21 protein-coding genes and 1 tRNA gene are annotated in these 19,619 nt (G+C 62.9%); 8 read left to right on the plus strand and 14 right to left on the minus strand.

All coding sequences use genetic code 11. The annotated features are described in order from the left end of the window. Positions 1-12: 12 nt before the first annotated feature. Positions 13-987 (plus strand): sigma 54-interacting transcriptional regulator, encoded by a 975-nt coding sequence (locus RVAN_RS06670; RefSeq protein WP_425337403.1) that lies wholly within the window; start codon positions 13-15, stop codon positions 985-987. A 36-nt stretch (positions 988-1,023) separates the two neighbouring features. Here RVAN_RS06670 and RVAN_RS18760 read toward each other — a convergent pair whose 3' ends face one another. From RVAN_RS18760 to RVAN_RS06705, 7 genes are all read right to left on the minus strand, one after another. Further along, positions 1,024-1,518 carry a hypothetical protein gene (locus RVAN_RS18760; RefSeq protein ID WP_013418992.1) on the minus strand — a complete coding sequence of 165 codons (495 nt, stop codon included), beginning with the start codon at positions 1,516-1,518 and terminating at the stop codon, positions 1,024-1,026. 143 nt (positions 1,519-1,661) lie between these two features. Next, positions 1,662-3,062 carry a dihydrolipoyl dehydrogenase gene (gene lpdA, locus RVAN_RS06680; RefSeq protein ID WP_013418993.1) on the minus strand — a complete coding sequence of 467 codons (1,401 nt, stop codon included), beginning with the start codon at positions 3,060-3,062 and terminating at the stop codon, positions 1,662-1,664. 40 nt (positions 3,063-3,102) lie between these two features. Then, complete coding sequence (locus RVAN_RS06685) at positions 3,103-4,443, minus strand: pyruvate dehydrogenase complex dihydrolipoamide acetyltransferase (protein WP_041788504.1); 1,341 nt, start codon at positions 4,441-4,443, stop codon at positions 3,103-3,105. 58 nt (positions 4,444-4,501) lie between these two features. Then, positions 4,502-4,780, minus strand: coding sequence for a hypothetical protein (locus RVAN_RS06690; protein WP_013418995.1), 279 nt, complete (start codon positions 4,778-4,780; stop codon positions 4,502-4,504). A gap of 6 nt (positions 4,781-4,786) precedes the next feature. Continuing rightward, on the minus strand, positions 4,787-6,199 hold the full coding sequence (locus RVAN_RS06695) for a pyruvate dehydrogenase complex E1 component subunit beta (protein WP_013418996.1): 1,413 nt from the start codon (positions 6,197-6,199) through the stop codon (positions 4,787-4,789). Positions 6,200-6,325: 126 nt separating this feature from the next. Beyond that, positions 6,326-7,333, minus strand: coding sequence for a pyruvate dehydrogenase (acetyl-transferring) E1 component subunit alpha (pdhA, locus tag RVAN_RS06700; RefSeq protein ID WP_013418998.1), 1,008 nt, complete (start codon positions 7,331-7,333; stop codon positions 6,326-6,328). A gap of 121 nt (positions 7,334-7,454) precedes the next feature. Further along, complete coding sequence (locus tag RVAN_RS06705) at positions 7,455-7,781, minus strand: FtsB family cell division protein (protein ID WP_013418999.1); 327 nt, start codon at positions 7,779-7,781, stop codon at positions 7,455-7,457. Between the two features lie 229 nt (positions 7,782-8,010). Here RVAN_RS06705 and RVAN_RS06710 point away from each other — a divergent pair, with 229 nt between their 5' ends. Continuing rightward, positions 8,011-8,442: a hypothetical protein gene (locus RVAN_RS06710; RefSeq protein ID WP_013419000.1), complete on the plus strand. Its 432-nt coding sequence runs from the start codon at positions 8,011-8,013 to the stop codon at positions 8,440-8,442. 141 nt (positions 8,443-8,583) lie between these two features. On the opposite strand, the gene RVAN_RS06715 is transcribed toward RVAN_RS06710, so the two are convergent. Further along, a complete protein-coding gene (locus tag RVAN_RS06715) occupies positions 8,584-8,838 on the minus strand; it encodes a hypothetical protein (protein WP_013419001.1) in 255 nt (84 codons plus the stop codon). 273 nt (positions 8,839-9,111) lie between these two features. Here RVAN_RS06715 and RVAN_RS06720 point away from each other — a divergent pair, with 273 nt between their 5' ends. Next, positions 9,112-9,492 carry a hypothetical protein gene (locus tag RVAN_RS06720; protein WP_013419002.1) on the plus strand — a complete coding sequence of 127 codons (381 nt, stop codon included), beginning with the start codon at positions 9,112-9,114 and terminating at the stop codon, positions 9,490-9,492. A 45-nt stretch (positions 9,493-9,537) separates the two neighbouring features. Here the strand turns inward: RVAN_RS06720 and RVAN_RS06725 are convergent, their stop codons facing one another. The 4 genes from RVAN_RS06725 to lipB form a co-directional block, all read right to left on the minus strand. Then, positions 9,538-10,098, minus strand: coding sequence for a type 1 glutamine amidotransferase domain-containing protein (locus tag RVAN_RS06725; RefSeq protein ID WP_013419003.1), 561 nt, complete (start codon positions 10,096-10,098; stop codon positions 9,538-9,540). Positions 10,099-10,272: 174 nt separating this feature from the next. Next, positions 10,273-12,588 carry a hypothetical protein gene (locus tag RVAN_RS06730; RefSeq protein WP_013419004.1) on the minus strand — a complete coding sequence of 772 codons (2,316 nt, stop codon included), beginning with the start codon at positions 12,586-12,588 and terminating at the stop codon, positions 10,273-10,275. A gap of 170 nt (positions 12,589-12,758) precedes the next feature. Further along, the gene (locus RVAN_RS18770) at positions 12,759-14,057 is read right to left on the minus strand and encodes an NUDIX domain-containing protein (RefSeq protein ID WP_013419005.1); all 1,299 of its coding nucleotides are present in this window, start codon (positions 14,055-14,057) and stop codon (positions 12,759-12,761) included. A gap of 81 nt (positions 14,058-14,138) precedes the next feature. Further along, positions 14,139-14,810 carry a lipoyl(octanoyl) transferase LipB gene (gene lipB / locus RVAN_RS06740; protein WP_013419006.1) on the minus strand — a complete coding sequence of 224 codons (672 nt, stop codon included), beginning with the start codon at positions 14,808-14,810 and terminating at the stop codon, positions 14,139-14,141. A 320-nt stretch (positions 14,811-15,130) separates the two neighbouring features. Between lipB and RVAN_RS06745 the strand changes: the two genes are divergently transcribed. The 5 genes from RVAN_RS06745 to RVAN_RS06765 all read left to right on the plus strand — a co-directional run bounded on the left by RVAN_RS06745 (position 15,131) and on the right by RVAN_RS06765 (position 18,718). Then, positions 15,131-15,685, plus strand: coding sequence for a hypothetical protein (locus tag RVAN_RS06745; RefSeq protein ID WP_013419007.1), 555 nt, complete (start codon positions 15,131-15,133; stop codon positions 15,683-15,685). A gap of 356 nt (positions 15,686-16,041) precedes the next feature. After that, positions 16,042-16,743 (plus strand): GntR family transcriptional regulator, encoded by a 702-nt coding sequence (locus tag RVAN_RS06750; protein ID WP_013419008.1) that lies wholly within the window; start codon positions 16,042-16,044, stop codon positions 16,741-16,743. Between the two features lie 90 nt (positions 16,744-16,833). Continuing rightward, on the plus strand, positions 16,834-17,427 hold the full coding sequence (locus RVAN_RS06755) for an NADPH-dependent FMN reductase (RefSeq protein ID WP_013419009.1): 594 nt from the start codon (positions 16,834-16,836) through the stop codon (positions 17,425-17,427). Positions 17,428-17,509: 82 nt separating this feature from the next. Next, positions 17,510-18,130, plus strand: a complete 621-nt coding sequence (locus RVAN_RS06760; RefSeq protein ID WP_013419010.1) for a glutathione S-transferase family protein — start codon at positions 17,510-17,512, stop codon at positions 18,128-18,130. A gap of 162 nt (positions 18,131-18,292) precedes the next feature. Further along, entirely contained in the window at positions 18,293-18,718 is a 426-nt protein-coding gene (locus tag RVAN_RS06765) for a winged helix-turn-helix domain-containing protein (protein WP_013419011.1), read from the plus strand. Here RVAN_RS06765 and RVAN_RS06770 read toward each other — a convergent pair. Both RVAN_RS06770 and RVAN_RS06775 read right to left on the minus strand, forming a co-directional pair. Further along, on the minus strand, positions 18,633-19,115 hold the full coding sequence (locus RVAN_RS06770; RefSeq protein ID WP_245258043.1) for a TOBE domain-containing protein: 483 nt from the start codon (positions 19,113-19,115) through the stop codon (positions 18,633-18,635). The two genes, RVAN_RS06765 and RVAN_RS06770, sit on opposite strands and share 86 nt — an antisense overlap. 157 nt (positions 19,116-19,272) lie before the next feature. Then, positions 19,273-19,347 (minus strand) — tRNA-Val (locus RVAN_RS06775). Between the last annotated feature and the right edge of the window lie 272 nt (positions 19,348-19,619).

A 19,619-nucleotide genomic window follows, 5' to 3' on the forward strand; every position in this document is an offset into this window, starting at 1 on the left:
ATGGCGCGGCTCATGCACACAGACCTCACCGTGCTCATCACGGGCGAAAGCGGCACCGGCAAGGAACTCGTCGCCCGCGCGCTCCACGATTACGGCCAGCGGCGCAAGGGTCCGTTCATCGCCATCAACATGGCCGCCATCCCGCGCGAACTGATCGAGAGCGAGCTGTTCGGCCACGAGAAGGGCGCGTTCACCGGCGCGGCGCAACGTTCGGTCGGCCGCTTCGAGCAGGCGGACGGCGGCACGCTGTTCCTCGACGAGATTGGCGACATGCTGATGGAGGCGCAAACGCGCCTGCTCCGCGTGCTTCAGGAAGGCGAATACATGACGGTTGGCGGCCGCGTGCCGATCAAGACCGACGTGCGCATCATCGCCGCCACCAACAAGAGCCTCGAAAACCAGATCGCGCTCGGGCTGTTCCGCGAAGACCTCTACTACCGCCTCAACGTGGTGCCGCTGCGCATGCCGCCCTTGCGCGAGCGCCTCGAAGACGTGCCGGACCTCGTGCGCCACTTCCTGAAGCTCGCCGAGAAGAGCGGCCTGCCGTCGAAAACGCTGACGCAGGAGGCGTTCGACCGGCTCAAGCGCCACACATGGCCCGGCAATGTGCGCGAACTCGAAAACCTCGTACGCCGGCTGTCCGCGCTCTACTCGCAGGAGTTGATCTCCGCCGACATCGTAGACAATGAGCTTTCCACACATTCCAGCCCGCCGCCGCTCGACACACCGCAGTCCGGCACCGCGAAGCTCAACGAGTGGATGGAGGCGTATCTCACCGACTATTTCGGCGGTTTCGGCGATCAGCTTCCGCCGCCCGGCCTCTACGACCGCGTGTTGCGCGATGTGGAAGCGCCGCTCATCACGGCGGCGCTGACGGCTACGCGCGGCAACCAGATCAAGGCGGCGGAACTTCTCGGCCTCAACCGCAACACGCTGCGGAAAAAGGTCCGCGAGCAGAAGATCCGGGTTGTGCGCAGCCCGGCTTGACGGCTACGGCGCAGTCCGGGGCGCGCCCGATGGAATCTACTGATTGAGCCTCAACGACTTCGCCATGCGGCCGATCTGCGGATCGTAGACGGGCTTGTACTGCGCGGGATAGGTGATCTGAAGGTTGAGGATCAGATCGTTGTCGCGCACGAGCAGATATTTCTCGTAATAGACCGTGTCGCCGCGAAGGCCCGAAAGCACCAGCGTCTTCGCGTCGGCGAAGCGATAGGTCAGGCCGGAATAATCGTCATTGCCGCGCACGAACGCTTCGTGTTGCTCGATGGTGAGCGGGTTCTCGTCCATAGCGTTCCAGGAACCGTAGGCGAGGATCGCCGCGCCGTCCTTCGCCTCGAAGCGGCTTCCGTCCGAGTTCTCGGATGTATCGGCGGCCGTGAACCAGCCGGGATACTCGAACGAGAAGTCGAAACGGGGATTGTGATAAGTCTTCCAGTCGTCCGCCCGCGCCGTGCTCGCGCCGAGCGCCGCCGCCGCCAGCCCCGTCAGAACCGCGCGCCTGTTTACGTGGTCCATGCTCTTGATCCCCGTTTGGTTGCAACTCATGTCTTGCACCGGTAACGTGCCGCCAGTCCGATGGCGCGGCAACCAAAAGCTAATCAGCGGTGGCGCGAAATCCGGCCGCAGGGCGTTGCTAAAAGCCGCCCCGTCGACGCGCCTCAAATATGAATAACCCGCCCATACGCGTCGAACACGCTTTCCAGCATCGTCTCCGATAGCGTCGGGTGCGGGAAAACCGTCTCCATAAGCTCCGCCTCGGTCGTCTCCAGCGTCTTCGCCACACCGAAGCCCTGAATGAGTTCCGTTACCTCCGCGCCGACCATATGCGCGCCGAGAAGTTCGCCCGTCTTCGCGTCGAAGATCGTCTTCACGAGCCCTTCCGGCTCGCCGAGCGCGATGGCCTTGCCGTTGCCCTGATAGGGGAAGCGGCCCACCTTGATCTCGCGGCCGTCCTTCTTCGCCATCGCCTCGGTGATGCCGATGCTCGCCACCTGCGGATGCGAATAGGTGCAGCCCGGAATGTTGCGCACATTCAGCGGATGCGGATCGCGCCCCGCGATCTTCTCCACGCAGATGATGCCCTCGTGGCTCGCCTTGTGCGCAAGCCACGGCGGCCCGGCCACGTCGCCGATGGCGTAGACGCCCGGCATGTTGGTGCGGGAGAACTCATCCACCACGATATGCGTGCGATCCGTCTTGATGCCCAGCTCTTCGAGGCCGATGCCCTCGACATTGCCGACGATGCCCGCCGCCACGATGACGCGGTCGAACTCAGCGACCTGCGTCCTGCCGTCCTTCAGCGCGAGCGTCGCCTTCACGCTGTCCTTACCCTTTTCGAGCTTGTCCACCTTCGCGCCTGTGTGAATCGTCATGCCCTGCTTCTCGAAGCTCTTGCGGGCAAGGGCGGAAATCTCGTCGTCCTCGAAGGGCAAAATCTTGTCCACGATCTCGACGACCGTCACCTTCACGCCGAGCGCATTGTAAAAACTTGCGAATTCGATGCCGATGGCGCCGGAGCCCACGACGAGCAGCGATTTCGGCAAGCTCGGTGGCACCATCGCTTCCTTGTAGGTCCACACAAGCTTGCCGTCCGGCTCAAGCCCCGGCAGCACGCGAGCGCGCGCGCCCGTCGCGATAATGATGTGCTTCGCCTCGACATCGGCGAGCGGCTTGCCGTCCTTGCCCGCCACCGCGACGACGCCCTTCGCCTTCAGCCGCGCCGTGCCGTCGATCACCGTGACCTTGTGCTTCTTCAGGAGGTACGCGACGCCCGAGGCGAGCTTGTTCGCCACCGCCCGCGACCGCGCGACGATCTTGCCGAGGTCGAAGCTTAACCCCTCGGCCTTGATGCCGAACTCCGCGCCGTGCTGCGCGAGCCGCAGCACTTCCGCCGTGCGCAGCAGCGCCTTTGTCGGGATGCAGCCCCAGTTGAGGCAGATGCCGCCGAGGTGCTCGCGCTCGATCACCACCGTCTTGAGCCCGAGTTGCGCCGCACGGATCGCCGCCACATAGCCGCCCGGTCCGCCGCCGATCACCGCGACATCGAATGCTTCCGCCATCTGTCCCTCGAAAACCTGGTCGTTGTTGCCGGTAGCGGGCTTACGCCAGCATCGTCACCGGCTCCTCGATGTAGCCCTTGAACGCCTGAAGCAGCCTTGCGCCGAGTGCGCCATCCACCACGCGATGATCGCAGGACAGCGTGCAGCCCATGGTCGTCGCGATGACGATCTGGTTGCCCTTCACCACGGGGCGCTTTTCGCCCCGCCCGACCGCGAGGATGGTCGCGTGCGGCGGGTTGATGACCGCGTCGAAATTGTCCACGCCGAACATGCCGAGGTTCGACACCGCCGTCGTCCCGCCCTGATACTCATGCGGCGCGAGGCGGCGTTTGCGGGCACGCTCGGCGAGATCCTTCACCTCGTTCGAGATGTCGGCGAGCGACTTCCTCTCGACGCCGCGGATCACGGGCGTAAACAGGCCGCCTTCCACCGCCACCGCCACGCCGACATCGCTCGCCTTGTGCAGGAGGATGCCGCGCTCGGTGAACGTCGCGTTCGCGTCCGGCACGCGCTGGAGCGCGAGGCCAAGCGCCTTGACGATGAAGTCGTTGACGGAAACCTTGAACGCGCCCGGCTGGCCGTCCTTCGGCGAACGCATATTGATGCGCTGGCGCGCTTCGAGCAGCGTGTCGATCTCGCATTCGACGAACAGGCGGAAATGCGGGATCGTCTGCGTCGCCTGCGTGAGGCGCGTGGCGATGGTCTTGCGCATGTTGTCGAGCGGGCGAAGCTCGTAGGTGCCCTTCTCGTACATGGCGATGATCTGGTCGTCCGGGATCGCGGCTGCGAGGCGAGACGGCACGAGCGCGCCGCCGTTCTGCGTGGGCGCGGCAGCTGCGGCGGGCTTCGCGGAGCCGGTCGCTTTCGCCTCCTCGACATCGTGCTTCACGATGCGGCCATGCGGGCCGGTGCCCTTCACGGCGGCGAGGTCAAGCCCGGCGTCCTTCGCGATGCGGCGGGCGAGCGGCGAGGCAAAGACGCGGCCGCCATCATGGCCGTTATGGCCGTTGGACTGCGGGGCGGCAGCGGGTGCGCCGTTCACCTTGGCGACCTGCACAGGCTCGGAGGCTTGCGCAGCCTTCGCGGGCGCGGGCTGCGGCGGCTCCGCACCGTAACTCTTCAGCGCGGCAGCGTCCTCGCCCTCGCCAAGCAACAGCGCAATCGGCGTGTTCACCGCGACACCTTCCGTGCCCTCGGCGACCATGATCTTGCCGATGGTGCCTTCGTCCACCGCCTCGACTTCCATCGTGGCCTTGTCGGTCTCGATCTCGGCAATGGCGTCGCCAGAAGCGACCTTATCGCCCTCTTTCTTCAGCCATTTCGCGAGCTTGCCCTGCTCCATGGTTGGCGAAAGGGCGGGCATCAGGATCGGTGTCGGCATGGCTTTATCCCTGAAGCGCGGGGCAGCGGACGTGCCCGCGAAGAACAGATTCAGAAACCTAAGAAGCAGCATCGCCCGCGTCGATCACGATCTGGGCCGCGCGGCGGCCCATCGGCTGGGTCGTCTCGCCGCGCGCGAGCTTCGCCGCAGCGATGGCCTCGATCTCGTCGTCGATGTCCTCGATGAGCGTCTTGCGGTCGACCGGGCGGTCGGCGGGCATGCGATAGCGCGTGTTGAGATAGCCGTCCGTAACGATCACGAAATAGTCCGTGCCAGCAGCCTCGAAATCCGCCGCATGGCCGTCGCCATACCGTGTCCATGGGGAACGCTTCTGCATCGCGCGTCAGCTCCGGTAGCAGACGGCCTTCACGGCCTCGACAACCTTCTGGGCGTTCGGCAGCGCGAGCTTTTCGAGGTTCGCGGCATAGGGCATCGGCACGTCCTCGCCGGAGACCTTTGTCGGCGGCGCATCGAGATAATCGAACGCCTTCGCCACCACCTGCGCCACGATCTCGGAACCGACAGAGCACACGGGCCACGCCTCTTCCACGGTCACGATGCGGTTCGTCTTGCGCACGGAGGCGAGCACCGTGTCGATGTCGAGCGGGCGAAGCGTGCGAAGGTCGATCACTTCGGCGTCGATGCCATCGGCCTCAAGCTGCTTCGCCGCGTCGAGCGCATAGACCATGCCGCGCGACCAGGAGACGATGGTGACGTCCTTGCCGGGCCGCGCGATCTTCGCCTTGCCGATGGGCACAAGCCAGTCGTCGCCCTTGGGCACAGGCCCGGCTATGCCGTAGAGGATTTCGTTTTCGAGAAACACCACCGGGTTCGGATCGCGGATCGCGGCCTTGAGCAAACCCTTCGCGTCGGCGGCAGTGGAGGGCGCGATGACCTTCAGCCCCGGCACATGCGCGTACCACGCGGAATATTCCTGGCTGTGCTGCGCGCCGACGCGGGCCGCCGCGCCGTTCGGCCCACGGAACACGATGGGGCAATCGATCTGCCCGCCCGACATGTAGTGCGTCTTCGCCGCCGAGTTGATGATGTGGTCGATGGCCTGCATCGCGAAGTTGAACGTCATGAATTCGACGATGGGGCGCAGGCCCGCAAACGCCGCGCCGACGCCAAGCCCCGCGAAGCCCGCTTCCGTGATCGGCGTATCCACCACGCGGCGCGCGCCGAACTCGTCGAGCAGCCCCTGCGTGATCTTGTACGCGCCCTGATATTCGGCCACTTCCTCGCCCATGACGAACACGTCGCCATCGCGGCGCATTTCCTCGGCCATTGCGTCGCGGAGCGCCTCGCGCATGGTGATCTGCACGAGTTCCGCGCCTTCGGGGATTTCCGACGCGGCGTCATAGGCTGCGGGTGCTACGGCCTCGCGCGGCTGATCCTTCACGCGAACGTCGACAGGAGCACGCGCCGTTTCCCCGCCGCCCGTCGCGGCATCGGCCGGAGCATGCGCCCCGTTCGTCTTGCCCGCGCCGTTGAGCGATGCGCCTGCTTCCTCACCCTCCGCCAGAATGATCGCGATGGGCGTGTTGACCTTCACGCCCTCGGTGCCCGCGGGAACGAGGATCTTGCCGATCTTGCCCTCGTCCACCGCTTCGACTTCCATCGTGGCCTTGTCGGTCTCGATTTCCGCGATCACGTCGCCAGAGCGCACATCGTCGCCCTCGGCCTTGACCCATTTCGCGAGTTTGCCCTCCTCCATCGTGGGGGAGAGAGCGGGCATCAATACCTGCGTCGCCATCGTCTTAACGCACCTTTGCGATAAAGGAGGGGGTGGCCGCGAACCCTGCGGACGCGCCTTTACAAAACATCGCCGTGTGTCTCACGCCGTCCCGAAAAATGCTGCTCATCGCGCCGATTCCCCAAGCTACCTCACGACGTTGGTATAAAGCTCCGCCACGTCCGGCTCGGGATCGGTCTGCGCGAATTCCGCCGCCTCGTTCACGATCGCCCGGATTTCCTTGTCGATCGCCTTGAGGTCGTCCTCGGTCGCGCGGTCCGACGCGATGAGACGCTGGCGCACCATCTCGATGGGGTCGTGCTCGTGACGCATCTTGTCGACCTCCTCCTTCGAGCGATATTTCGCCGGGTCGGACATGGAATGGCCACGATAGCGGTAGGTCAGCATTTCGAGGATGTACGGCCCCTTGCCAGCGCGCGCCCAGGCGACCGCCTCTTCGCCCGCTTCCTTGACCGCGCGAACGTCCATGCCGTCGACCTGCCTGCCGGGGATGTTGAAGCTCGCGCCGCGTTGCGACAGGTTCGTGAGGGCCGAGGCGCGGTTGATGCTCGTGCCCATGCCGTACTTGTTGTTCTCGACGACATAGACGACCGGCAGCTTCCAGAGTTCCGCCATGTTGAAGGCTTCGTAGACCTGGCCCTGGTTGGCCGCGCCATCGCCGTAATAGGTGAGCGAGACATTGCCGTTGCCGCGATACTTGTTCGCGAAGGCGAGCCCGGTGCCGAGCGGCACCTGCGCGCCGACGATACCGTGTCCGCCGAAGAAATTCTTTTCCACAGAAAACATGTGCATCGAGCCGCCCTTGCCGCGGGAGTAGCCGCCGCGGCGCCCGGTCAGTTCCGCCATGACGCCTTTCGGGTCCATGCCGCAGACGAGCATATGGCCGTGATCGCGATAGGCGGTGATGACTTGGTCGCCTTCGCGGACGGTCATCTGCATGCCGACGACGACCGCCTCCTGCCCGATGTAAAGGTGACAGAAGCCGCCGATCTGGCCCATGCCGTAGAGTTGCCCCGCCTTCTCCTCGAAGCGGCGAATGAGGAGCATCTCGCGATAGGCGTGCAACTCCTCGTCGCGTGACAATTCCGGCGGATTGCCTTTTGGCGATGTGCCGTTGGGAAGATCGTCAAACATGATGCGCCTCGTCTTGGAGATTGCGCGGCTGAGCGAGGTGCGCTGATTCGCCCCGCAGTCACCTTGTTAGATACGGGTTTTGCGAAGCGCGCGCCACCCGGTTATCTCGCACAAGCGAAGGTTATCGAGCGGTTTTCTCGGCGTTTACGATCACAATATCGGCAGGTCGGGCGAGATCGAGAAGGGCGCGGGCCTGCTCGTCGAGGAGATCGGAATGCGTGGACGCCTTCGGGCCGAGAAGGTCCGCGTCGCGTTCGAGGCGGGCGCGCTCCCGCTTCAGCGCCGTGAGATCCCGGTTGAGATCGGCGATCTTCGCCCGCAGAAGCTCGTTCGCGATCAAACCATGTGGGCCGCGTACGGCGTCGGCCGCGACATAGGCGGTCAGCGACAGGAAAATCGCCAGCAGGCCGAATTGCCGCAGAAGCCGCCCGTTTCGCCCCGGTGTCATGGTCCCTCCATCTTCTGGACCCCAATATGACCGAGCGCGAATACGAAACCGTTAATACTGTTGCGGCGGCAGATTGCCGGTGCGTCGCCCGGCCGCAGCTTGGATGCCTAATCTTTGTTAAAATAGAAGCGGTTAGTCGACAAAGTTAGGGAAAACTTAACGCGAAAACTTTAATCGAATTGTATGGGCGCTCCGCCCTCGGCGAGCCCTTCCGAAGGGAGATATGGACATGTCTGACAGCACTTCGCGGAAATTGGCATTCCTTATTGCCGGTCTTCTCGTGTTGGGAATTTGGCTCAAAGCCCAGGAACAGAAGAAGGCGCATCTCGCCGCCACGCCATCGGCAGCGACGATCAGCGTTTCCGCAACGCAGCCGCAGCTCGCCCCTGGCGTCAAGGCCGTGGCCATCCCTGTGGAAAAATGTGCGCTGACGTTGACGAACGGCGGCACCTACGCGCTCGCCAAGCCGACTGCATGCCCCGGCGTCACAATTGCGTCGGTGAAGCTCGGCGTCTCCGAAAAGCCTTGCTCGGAAAGCAAGGAGTCGGACTTCCAGAGCGTGAGCAGCAGCACTTACTATAAGGGTGAGTTTGGCTTCTTTCTCGGTAAGAGCAACCCGCGCCGTTGCCTCGTCGTGCGGGAAATTCTGGGCGCGATCTAAGGCTGCTCAGCGATGACAGGCGACAAGCCGCGAGGAGTCCGCGGCTTTGCTCGCGTTGCAGCGAGACAGCCACTCGTCATCGATCGTCGCCGACTGACGACGTGCGGCGCTGTGAATGAAAGCTGTCGGTAGGAACGGCTGTCAGGGCTGCGCGGCGGCGCGCCTCTCGAAGGGAATGACGTTGCGCTCGGACGGGTGAACTAGAGGGACAATTCCCTTGGCCATGTTGGCGCGATCCGCACCTTCGACATGCCAGAAAATTTCCGCGTTGCATTGATAGGCGTAAGCTTCGCCTTCGCTCGTGGGAACGCGATGCATCCCATGCCGCGACCTCGCCATTCGGATCGCCGCTTCAAGCGCCTTTATCTGATCTTCATTCAGGAAATCCGTAAACACGGTTTCCGCCTCCCTCGATGCCCGAGCAACCCTCAACTCCCTTAATGGTTTTGGTCATAACCTGACTATCAGTTCCATACAAGCAACGTCGTTGATATTTGCCACGTGAAGCGACGCGGCGAGTATTGTGTACAAGTTTGTCTGGATTACGGACAATTGTAACTTTCTTTCGCTCTTCCACAATTTCGCCCAAAATGCGCGGATTTTTTCGACGGCGTTAACGAATGTTAACGCGACGACATCATCGACATCAAGAAGAGAGACCGATCCCCGATGCAGCGATTTGTCCTGCCCATTCTCCTCGCCGCCCTGCCGGTCGCAGCCGCCGACGCTGGTGAAGAAGCGCTCATTGGCCCGGCCCTTCATAGCGCGGTCTCGGGAAAAACCGTCTATATCAGCACGCCCATGGGCGAAGTGCCGATCCGCTATGCCGCAAACGGTCAAGTCAGCGGGCGCACGGAGCTCGCTCTCCTCGATGGCGAAACCACAACCAAGGACAGCGGTCGCTGGTGGGTCGCCGATAGCAAGCTTTGCATTCGCTGGAACCGCTGGATGTCGGGCGAAACGCACTGCTTCACCATGAAGCGCGTCTCGCCGACCGAGGTGCATTGGCGTCGCGACGACGGGAAGAGCGGCAGGGCGCGATTGGGCTAAAACGCTCTCCAGCCGTCTTGACCCCCAAGGCACCCTTAGCGCGACTTAGGCAGCGCGGCGCTCGTGCCTGCCCTCGCGCACCTCTTCGATGATCTTCGCTGAAAACGCGTCGAGATCGGACGGCTGACGGCTCGTAATCACGCCGTTATCCGTCACGACGGCCTCGTCGACGAACTCCGCGCCCGCATTGGTGAGGTCGGTGCGGATCGTCTTGTATCCCGTCGCGCGCTTGCCGTTGATGATCCCCGTCTCGATCAGGAGCCACGGCGCGTGGCATACGGCTGCGACGGTCTTGCCTTCGGTATAGAAGTCCTTGATGAACGAAAGCGCCTGCTCATTGCCGCGCAACAGATCGGGGTTGATTTGCCCCCCCGGCAACACGATCGCGTCGTAGTCGCTGGCGTGCGCTTCAGCGAGCGGCCGGTCCACCTTCACCGGGTTGCCCCAGTCCTTGCCGATCCAGCCACGTATCTCGCCGGCTTCTGGCGAAATCACCTCAACCGTTGCGCCCGCCTCGCGGAGCTTTTTCTGCGGCACTTCGAGTTCGGATTGCTCAAAACCGTTCGTCGCGAGGATCGCGATCTTCTTGCCCTGGATGTCGGCCATATTGTCCTCCTTGTTCGCGGCGCGGGAGCGAACCGGGCGACGCACGTCAAGCACATCGCGCTCGTATGACTTCCTGACGCGCCCCGCGTTGAGCTTTGCGTGTTGAAGGGCGAACGATCCGGCGCGCAGGCTGTTCCAGGCGCATGCTCTGCGATAAGAGGCCGAAACGGCGGCTTAACCCGGCGAAAGCTGCCAGCTTCCGACAAGCTTCGGCGTGAGCAGCGCGGTGATGCGCTTCAACTCGCAACTGTTGCGGATCGCCATCCTGACGCCCTCGTCGGACGCCTTCACGGCCTCGGGCTCGGTGCAACCAGCCGGGTCGCCGATGGTGAGGCGGATAATGTCGCTCGAAAGCTCGGACAGTTTCCAGCCGAGCGGGAGCGGAAAGGCGCGCTGATCGAGCTGCACGACGATCATCCTGTCGCCGAGCGCCTTGCTCGCCTCGGTGACCGCCCGGCGCGATTGCAGGTCGCGCACGGAAAGCAGCGTCGTCAAAGGCGATATCGTGTCGTAGATCCAGCTTCGCACCGGCTCCAGACCGGCAGGCTCGACATCCGTCGCGTTGAGCGCCTTCAACTTGTCGGTCAGCGCGATCAGATAGACGTCGACATCGTCCCCGCCGATGCGTTTCACCTCCTCGTAAAGCTGAAACGCGGTCGCGGTCGCGGATGCGTCGGCATAGCCGCCATCGACGAAGGTGAGGCGCTGGCCGCCGCCAAGCTCGGAGACAAACGGCGGCATCAGAACCGGAAAGCGCGCGCTGATTACCGCTGCGCCGATGAGCGACGGGTCGGGCGCTTTCGTGCCGACGTCTCGGAAGGAATAGAGTGTGCCGCCCCCGAAGGATTGCAGGTCGAACGGAGAGAACGCCACGCGGTAGCCCGTCTCGACCCAGGTTGCGTTAAGGAGAAGCGCGGGCAGGTCCGTGTTCGCGGCGTCAGGCCAGCTTTGCGAATAGGGCGCGGTAAGTATGACGTCGCGGCTGCCCGTTCCGTGTAGCGCGGGCTTGCCGCCGCCGGAGGGATCGCTGCGGCGGAAGCTCTCGACGAAGCTTCGCTCAAGAATCGCGTCGCGTCCGACAACGCCGAAAGGCAGCGCCTCGCTAAGCGCCTCCGGCGCCGACAGGCTGGCGGGGAACAGGCCCCGCATGAAATCGGGCATCAAAAATGCCAGCACCGGGCTGATGTGGTCGTCTTCGGTGATCGTCCGCAGCCGCTTCGTCAACTCGCGCGGCTCCACGAAGCTGCCACAGCCCGGCTCCACGTCAACCGCGGCTTTCGGCGCTCGCCCGCTCGCCTTGCTGTCGGCGAAGGCGGCCGTGAACAGGCTTGCACCAACCGCGCCGCCCGAAACCGCGCTGATAGCGAACACATGCCGCGCGAACGCCGGGCAGTGGTCCTGCATCGCGGCGAGGAATGCCCCAGCCGACGACGCGGCGTAGATGCCGCCGCCCTGCGCCGCCACGATGAAGACGGGATAGCGGCCGCCGCCTTCGGGCTTTCGCTGATGCAGCCACGTCTTGAAGGACGTTTCGAGATCGGCCCCCGCGTGCTCAAGCGCCGCCGCGCGCAGCGGCTGAGTATCGGGCCGGTCGGCGATGATCCCCCTGACGAGAAAAACGAAGGCGATGAGCGGCAGCGCTGCCACGACAGCGTAACGAAGGCCGGGAAATCGCCCGGTCGACAGGAGCGCCCATGAGGGCAGCGCCCGGATCAGCCACAGAAAGCTCGTGAGTCCGATGACGACGACGCGCACGAGCACAGCAATCTCGATCAGCACAAGCGCGGTCGTGACGAGCGGCCCAGCGAAGCGCGTCGCACCGAGCGTCCAGTCTGGCGCCGCCACAGGGACGATGGCGAAGACGAGCGCAACCAGCGCGCAAAACCATACCAGCACCGCATGCCTCCCGCTTCGCAGCAAGAGGACGATCAGCGCGCCCCAGACGAACGCTGTCACGGCACCGCTTGCGATCACCATGTCCAGCAGGTCGGATAATGTGCCGAGCGCGTGGCCCTGCGGAAGACCGCCGCTATCGCGCAGGCTTTCCGCATCGAGCACATGCCGATAGACCTGCGCGAGGCCGAGCAGGATGCCAACGAACGGAAGGCTCGCCGCGACGGCGCAATAGATGTCGCGCAGCCGGAAAATGCGGCGATCGAAATGAATATCTGCGTGTTCGGGATAGATGCGGTCGATGCGGCGCGTCACCTCGACATGGTTCCACGCGTACAGCAGCGCCGCGAACAGCGCCACAGCCAGAAGGCCACCAACGCCTCGCGCGATATCGGGGCGTTCGATCAGCGCCAGATAGATTTCCTGCATCTGCGGCACGAAGGCGAAGAGCCAGGCGGACGCGAGGCCGATCAGGATCGGCGTGATATAGGCTGTATCCGAAAGATAACGGAAGACGCGGTTCCACGGCATGCCCGCACGCGCGCGCCGCAGATGAAGGCGCAGACGCCTCCCCCGCGTGATGGTCGACAAGCCCATTGTGCCCCCCAAAGGCTAGTGCTCCGGCGCATGCGTTTGGTCCACTTTGCTTCACACTCTCAAGCAAACGGATGCGCCAAAAGCACCAGCACGGCTTATTGCAATATTTCTGAACAAACGCTTGGAGCGCCGACTCTTCAGCGCCGATGACGCTTTGTAAGGCCGAGTCGCTATTCCCCCGCCTTCACCTCGACGGGTGTGACGCCGGTCACGACGCGAATTTCGTTCTTGAGTCGCGCGAGATCCCCCTCCGAATAGGCGACGAAGTAGATTTCGCGCAAAGGCGACTTCGGATTCTCCGCGAAGAAGTCGCGCGCGCCCTTGACCAGAACCGGCACCACCTCGCTAACCGGAAAGCCGCCCTGCCCCGTGCCGAACAGCGGAATCAGCGCCGAGCGATAGCGCCGCTTCGAGATCGCGGCCAGGACGTTGTCGATGGATCGCTCGATATTGGCAAGCGTCGTCGAAAGGCCCGTGCCGATGTCGCCCGCCACGCTCGCAACGTGGAAGATGCGCTGCACATTGTGCGTCTTTTCGAGCTCGCCCGGTTCGGTTTCAAGCACCGTGCCGGGCGTCACGAAGTTGCGACCGCCCAGCGCCTTCGTGAGTGCGAGACCGATCGTGTCCTCCTGTATGGACGTGCTCCCCTCGTGCTTTTTCGCGCCGAGCACCCGGATCGTTGCCGATACGGAGCGCCGAAAGAAGCGGTCCATCTGCATGTCGGTGTTTTCGGAGTTGACCCACGCCTCAACGTCCTTGATGGCGGAGATATTGCCGGTCTTGATGCCGATCGTCTGGCGGGGATTGAGTTCGGCCACGAAGGTTCGCGAGGTCTTGGTGTCGTACTCCGCCGCCAGATTGCCGCGCCGCGCCATCAGCCATTGCCCGGCGATGATGAGCTTCGGATCCTGAAACTCGCCCGCGACGAGCCTGTCGAAAAACTCGTCGATGGCGAACTCGACGATCTCGATGTCTTCGCCCTCGGCCGCGTTGCCGCCGCCCTTCTCGGTCTGATCGACAGTGCGGACTTCGGCATAATAGAGATGGATGATTTCCGTGCTACCGCCGGGCGACGAGTAATATTTGCCGACAGGCGTCAACCGCGTGAGCTGATAGCCGGTCTCTTCCTGCGTCTCGCGCATCACGCAATCGTAAGGCGTTTCGGACTCACCGCCGTCCGTTGTGTTGAGCATGCCGGCGACGGCCTCTACCATCCAACCGCGCCCCGGCTCGCGCAGATGCACCGGCAGGCGGAACTGGCGCACCGTGATGATTTTCCGCCGCTCGGGATCGTACAGGAGCGCGCCCACCGCATCGCCGCGCTCGAAGACAAGCGTCGAACGCGGCTCGCTCATCGCGCCGTCGAGACGCTCGTGGGACACCGCGTAGTCGTCGACCTTGAAAAACAGATCGAGCACGCGGCTATGCTCGGAAATCGTCACCCGCGACGGCTTTGCCAGGTCAGGCATGCGCGCTTACTCCCATTGAATATCGATAAAGCAAACACGAAAATCGCGACGACCGCCGGGCTGGAGTGTGCCGCAATCGTGTCACGATGGAGGCGCCGCCGCGGACACTTCCGCGCGCTCCCGAAGCGCCCCCAGCCGTTCGAGCGAGGTGACGCCCGCGTCTTCGATCCCGCACGGCACGATACCCGCGTAATGCGAGAGGTCGGGCCGCACGTTGATCGCCGTGCCGTGGAACGTCACCCAGCGGCGCACGCGAACGCCGATGGCCGCGATCTTGTCCTCGCGCGCGCCATCGCGCACCCAGACGCCCGGCCTGTCGTCGCGTGCCGCTCCCGCCACGCCATAGTCGGCAAGCGCCGCGATCACCCAGTCTTCGAGGTGGCGGACATGGCGGCGCACATCGCGCCCGCGCCGGTTCAAGTCGAGGAGCACATAGGCGACGAGTTGGCCCGGCCCATGATAGGTATATTGCCCGCCGCGCCCTGCCGCGTGGACCGGAAAGCGCGCCGCGTCGAGGAGATCCGTCGCCTTGGCGCTGGTGCCTGCCGTGTAAAGCGGCGGATGTTCGAGGAACCAGACGAGTTCCGGCGCGTCGCCTGCAAGGATGGCCGCCGCGCGCTCCTCCATCGCGGACACTGCCGCTTCATAAGGCACGAGGTCGGCGCTCGTTCGCCACTCGACGTCCGTCAGATCGCCGAGCGCCTCACGGTGTGCCAGGAGCTTTTCCGCGAAAGCGGCGACCGCCTGATCCACGTAATTTTATCTCCCACTTATCGAGGGCCTTTACTGAAGCGTAACGCCTCCACGCCATACTGCAACTGTCTCGCGTTGCTGCGGGGCTTTGGGGCGGTTGTCCCGCGTTCGCCCCTCAAAAGCCCCGCAGCCGACGAGAACACTCCCGAACTTCGACAAGCCCCTTTCGTGCGGTAACATCGCATCAAGGCTGTCAAAAAATCCCCAGCCGCGCGCTGGCGAAGGGTTCGAGTTCGCTCCGCGCCTTAATCATTCGCTCAGAGGTTGGCCGTCTCATGGACGGCAATCGTTCAGTTGAACGCAAACCAGCGAGTGAAGTCATGCGTAAATCGCTATTGCTTTTAGGCGCGGCATCGGCCGTCGCCCTGACATTTGCGTGGCCTATGCACGCCGACGCGAAGACGATACGGGCCTGCGAGACCGAATGGCGGGCAAATAAGGACACCCTTCAGGCAACCGGCAAAAAGAAAACCGAATTCATGACGGAGTGCCGTGCCCAGACGGCTACGGCGAAACCCGCTCCGAACGCCGCGACCCCGCCCGCCGCCGTAGCACCTCCCGCAACACCGCCCACCGCCGCGCCGCAAAGACGCTCCGAAGCACCCGTGAATCCGGATACGTCGGCGAATACGCGCAGTTCAAACCGCAGACCTCAGGTTCTCGCCGCCGATGGCCAGTTCCCGACCGAGGCTGCCGCCAGGGCGCATTGTCCGCGCGAGATGGTCGTGTGGGCCAACACCCAATCGAAGGTGTATCACTTCCCTGGTTCAAGGACATACGGCAAGACCCGGCAGGGCGCCTTCATGTGCGAAAGCGAAACCGCGCCCGCCGGCATCCGCGTGGCAAAGAACGAGAAGCGCCCGCCAATTCGGTAGGCTCCGTTTTCGCCAGAAACCTGCTTTTTCGAGCCGCGCGCTTTCGTCGCAATTCGCCAGAACCGAAGCGCGCGTTTCCCTTGTATGCAATGCCGCACCTCCTACAAAATATTACAATTTGCCTTCCGCATGACGCGCAAAATTACCAGCCATGCGCTTGCCTCATGATTTATATCAAATCCCACCCAAAGCCGCGATGATACGATCCGTTCGATACAGGAGTGGACGTTTTCCGCGTCATTTTTTACGTGATACCAACAGGTTCGCCTCGGGGGCACGACAGTTATTCAGGCTGGGGCCCCGGTCTGGTTGATGTTTTTCAACCTCTCGAACACGATTACAAGGGAGCATTTGAGGTGGCACCATCGGCCCATCAGCCGGAACTCAAGATCGTCCCTATCGAAGCCGGGACAAGCTTGAGAACATTAGCATACGATGCCCTCAGGCTCGCCATCACGCAGATGGACATCTACGGTCAGATCGAGCCAATTCGTCTGGACGAAAGGCAACTTTCCCAAAAGCTCGGCGTCAGCCGGACACCCATCCGCGAGGCACTCACGCTCCTTGAGCAGGAAGGTTTCGTGCGAGCCGTGCCCCGCCGCGGCATTTATGTCGTGCGCAAGTCGAGGCGCGAGATTTGCGAGATGATCGTTGTCGCCGCCGCCCTTGAAAGCCTCGCGGCCCGCCTCGCCGCACAGAAGGCGACGGAAGACCAGTTCAAGAAGCTTTCCGAGCGCTTCGAGAAGTTCAGCAACGAAACCTCGTCCGAGCTCCTGAACCCGTTTTCGCAGGCGAACCTCGACTTTCATCGGAAGATCCTCGCGCTCGGCGGCTGCGAACTGATCCGAAAGACGACCGAAAACCTTTTCGCACATATCCGCGCGATCCGAACGATTTGCGTCACTCATGAAGAGCGGCCGCGCCACGTCGTCACCCTCTACAAGGAGATCGTGGAAGCGATCAGCCAGCGAGACGGCGACAAGGCCGAAAGGCTCGTCCGCGACTACACGCTCGACCTCGCCGCTTATGTTGAAAAGCACGGCCTGTTCGCCGAGTAGCGCGGCCACGCCATCGAAGGCGCATGTCGGGCGGCGAGGAAAATTCGCCGTGAACGGAAAAGCGCGTGGGGCGTTATGACGGATGGCCGCATGGCCATCCTGAAAGAGAAAGCGCTCCCAATGACCGGACCCTATACTGTCGGCGTTTTTGTAGGCAGCTTGCGCAAGGACTCGCTCAATCGCAAGCTTGCCAAGGCACTCGTCGAACTCGCGCCGTCCGAATTCAAGTTCGAGTTCGTCGATATTGCCGCGCTACCCCACTACAATGAAGACGAGGATGCCGATCCGCCAGCGGCGTGGAAGGAATTCCGCGAGAAGGTCAAGCCGCTCGACGCCCTCTTGTTCGTCACGCCCGAATATAATCGCTCCGTGCCGGGCGTGCTGAAGAACGCGCTCGATGTCGGGTCGCGGCCCTATGGCCAGAGCGTCTGGGAAGGCAAGCCCGCAGCCGTCGTGAGCGCCTCGCCCGGAGGAATCGGCGGCTTCGGCGCGAACCATCATTTGCGGCAATCGCTGGTGTTTCTGAACGTCCCCGCCATGCAGCAACCCGAAGCCTATATCGGCGGCGCGAACAAGCTGTTCGACGAAAACGGGCAGATCGCGAACGACGGCACGCGAAAATTCCTTCACGGATTCATGGACGCCTTCGCGCACTGGGTCGAATTGCATGCAAAGAGGGCGTGATCGGGCCTCGCTTCTCGGTCAGCGAGGAACCTTGGACCTCCGCAAACATTCCTCGCCTTAAGACAACAAAATCGGAGACTTCATGACCACGCTTTATTATGCACCCGGCGCGTGTTCGCTCGCCCCTCACATCGTGCTTGAATGGATCGGGAAGCCCTACGAGGAAAAGCGCGTCGGCTATCAATCGCCGGAACTGCTCGCGGTCAATCCTGCGGGCGCGGTGCCCGTTCTCGACGATGACGGCTTTGTTCTGACACAGGCCGGCGCGATCCTTCATTACCTCGCCCGGAAGCACCCGGAAGCGCGTCTCGGCGGCGGCGAGGGATTGCACGCCTCGGCCGAACTGGATCGGTGGTCCTCGTTCTTCACCGGCGACTTGCACCCCTCGTTCTTCCCGATCTTCATGCCCTACCGCTATACGAAGGACAAATCGGACGCAGCGCAGGAGGCGGTGCGTGACGCGGGACGCGACCTCGTTCGCAAGCGTCTCAAAATTCTGAACGCCCATCTCGAAGGCCGCGAGTGGATTCTCGATGGCGGCCGGTCGGTGATCGACGCCTACGCGTTTCCCATGATCCGCTGGGCCAAGGGCATGCTGCCCGAGGGTATCGGCGCCTATCCGAACCTCGAAGCCCTCCATGACCGGATCGCTTCGGACGAGAAGGTGAAGGCTGTTCTCGCCCGCGAAGCTGCCGAAAACTGACACCGCCGCCAAGCGCGTTTTGTCGTCGCGACGCGTCTCGGCGGGGGAACGATCGCCGATTGTTCAAAAGAAGGCGCGTCCTCGTAAGCGTTTAAAAGCCACGAACGCGGTGCTATATAGGAAAGAAGACAGGTAACGCCGCAACGAGGCTTGGACGCGACAATGGATCAACCCGTGAGTCAGAAGGAAAAGGCGCGCCTTCACGTGAGCCTCGCCCTGCCTAATGGCGGCAGCCTCGACGAGGAAGACATCGCGCTCATCGAAACCGTGCAGAAGTGCCGCTCGATCCTCGGCGCGAGCAAGCTGATGGGCATTTCCTATCGCAAGACGTGGCTGATGACGGACGCGCTGAACCGCACCTTCGAGACGCGCGTCATCGATACGTTTCCGGGCCGTCGCGGCGGCGGTGCCGAGGTGACGCCGTTCGGCGAGCGCATCGTCGCGGTGTTCCGCTCCGTCGAGCGACGCTCCGCACGCGCCGCAACCGCGACGCTCGAAGAGCTTACGTCGTCTCTGGATTGGGCGTTCGAGACTGCAACGTCGGGCGCGGCTCGGGAAGAGACTCAGGATTTACGTTCATCTGCGTGATGGCGATGGTCTTGATCATCGCCCACGCCTTGAGGCCGGGTTCGAGCGCCAGCCGCTCAACCGATTCCCATGTGACGAGCGAATGCAGATTGCAGACGCCGAGATCGAACGTCACCCGCGCATAGGGCGCGTCGAGATATTCCACCTCGACAATCGTTCCGGGCAGCCGGTTGGTGATCGACACGTCCATCGGGCGCGACAAGGCGATGGACACGTCGCTCGCATCGATCTCGACCGCGACACCCGTGCCCGGCTCTGCCTCGACGCGCGGCACGCGCAGTTCGAACGCGCCCAGAAACAGCGTCGTCACGCCGGTCTTGACGTTATGATGATGCACCCGCGCTTCGAGCGTGGTGGAAAGCTTGAACCTGTTTTTCGGCGCGCTGTCGGTCGGCAAAGGGATGTTCCCTGATCGAGTCGTCTGGTTGGTCGGTTTTGCAACACGGGATGCGATACAGCGCTTTGCAAAAAGCATGCAAGCCTCGCGCCATGGCATCGGCTCATAATTGGGAGCGACGCCAAACGGCACTGCGTTCTATCATGAATTGAATGAATGGTGGGCACGACAGGGATCGAACCTGTGACCCTTCGCGTGTGAAGCGAATGCTCTACCGCTGAGCTACGTGCCCGCGCCGCCATAAGCGAGCGAGGAACCTTTATTACCAATGCAGGCCTCGCAATCAAGAGACTTCGGCGAAGTTTTCCTATTTTTCCTGTCCGGCGTTCTTCGACCGGCGTTTCCGCCTGGCGAACAGGAGCTTTTTTGCATAACTCGCGAGAAAAGGGGGATGGTGTTCTCCCTCCGATCTCAGACGCAATATTGTTTTCCTAATAACGCTCTCAACCGCCAAACTGCGCACTTATTTTCCATATAATGCGCATTTATCCTTGAGAAGTTTTC

Source organism: Rhodomicrobium vannielii ATCC 17100, assembly GCF_000166055.1.
In the GTDB taxonomy this organism is placed as follows: Bacteria; Pseudomonadota; Alphaproteobacteria; order Rhizobiales; family Rhodomicrobiaceae; genus Rhodomicrobium; species Rhodomicrobium vannielii.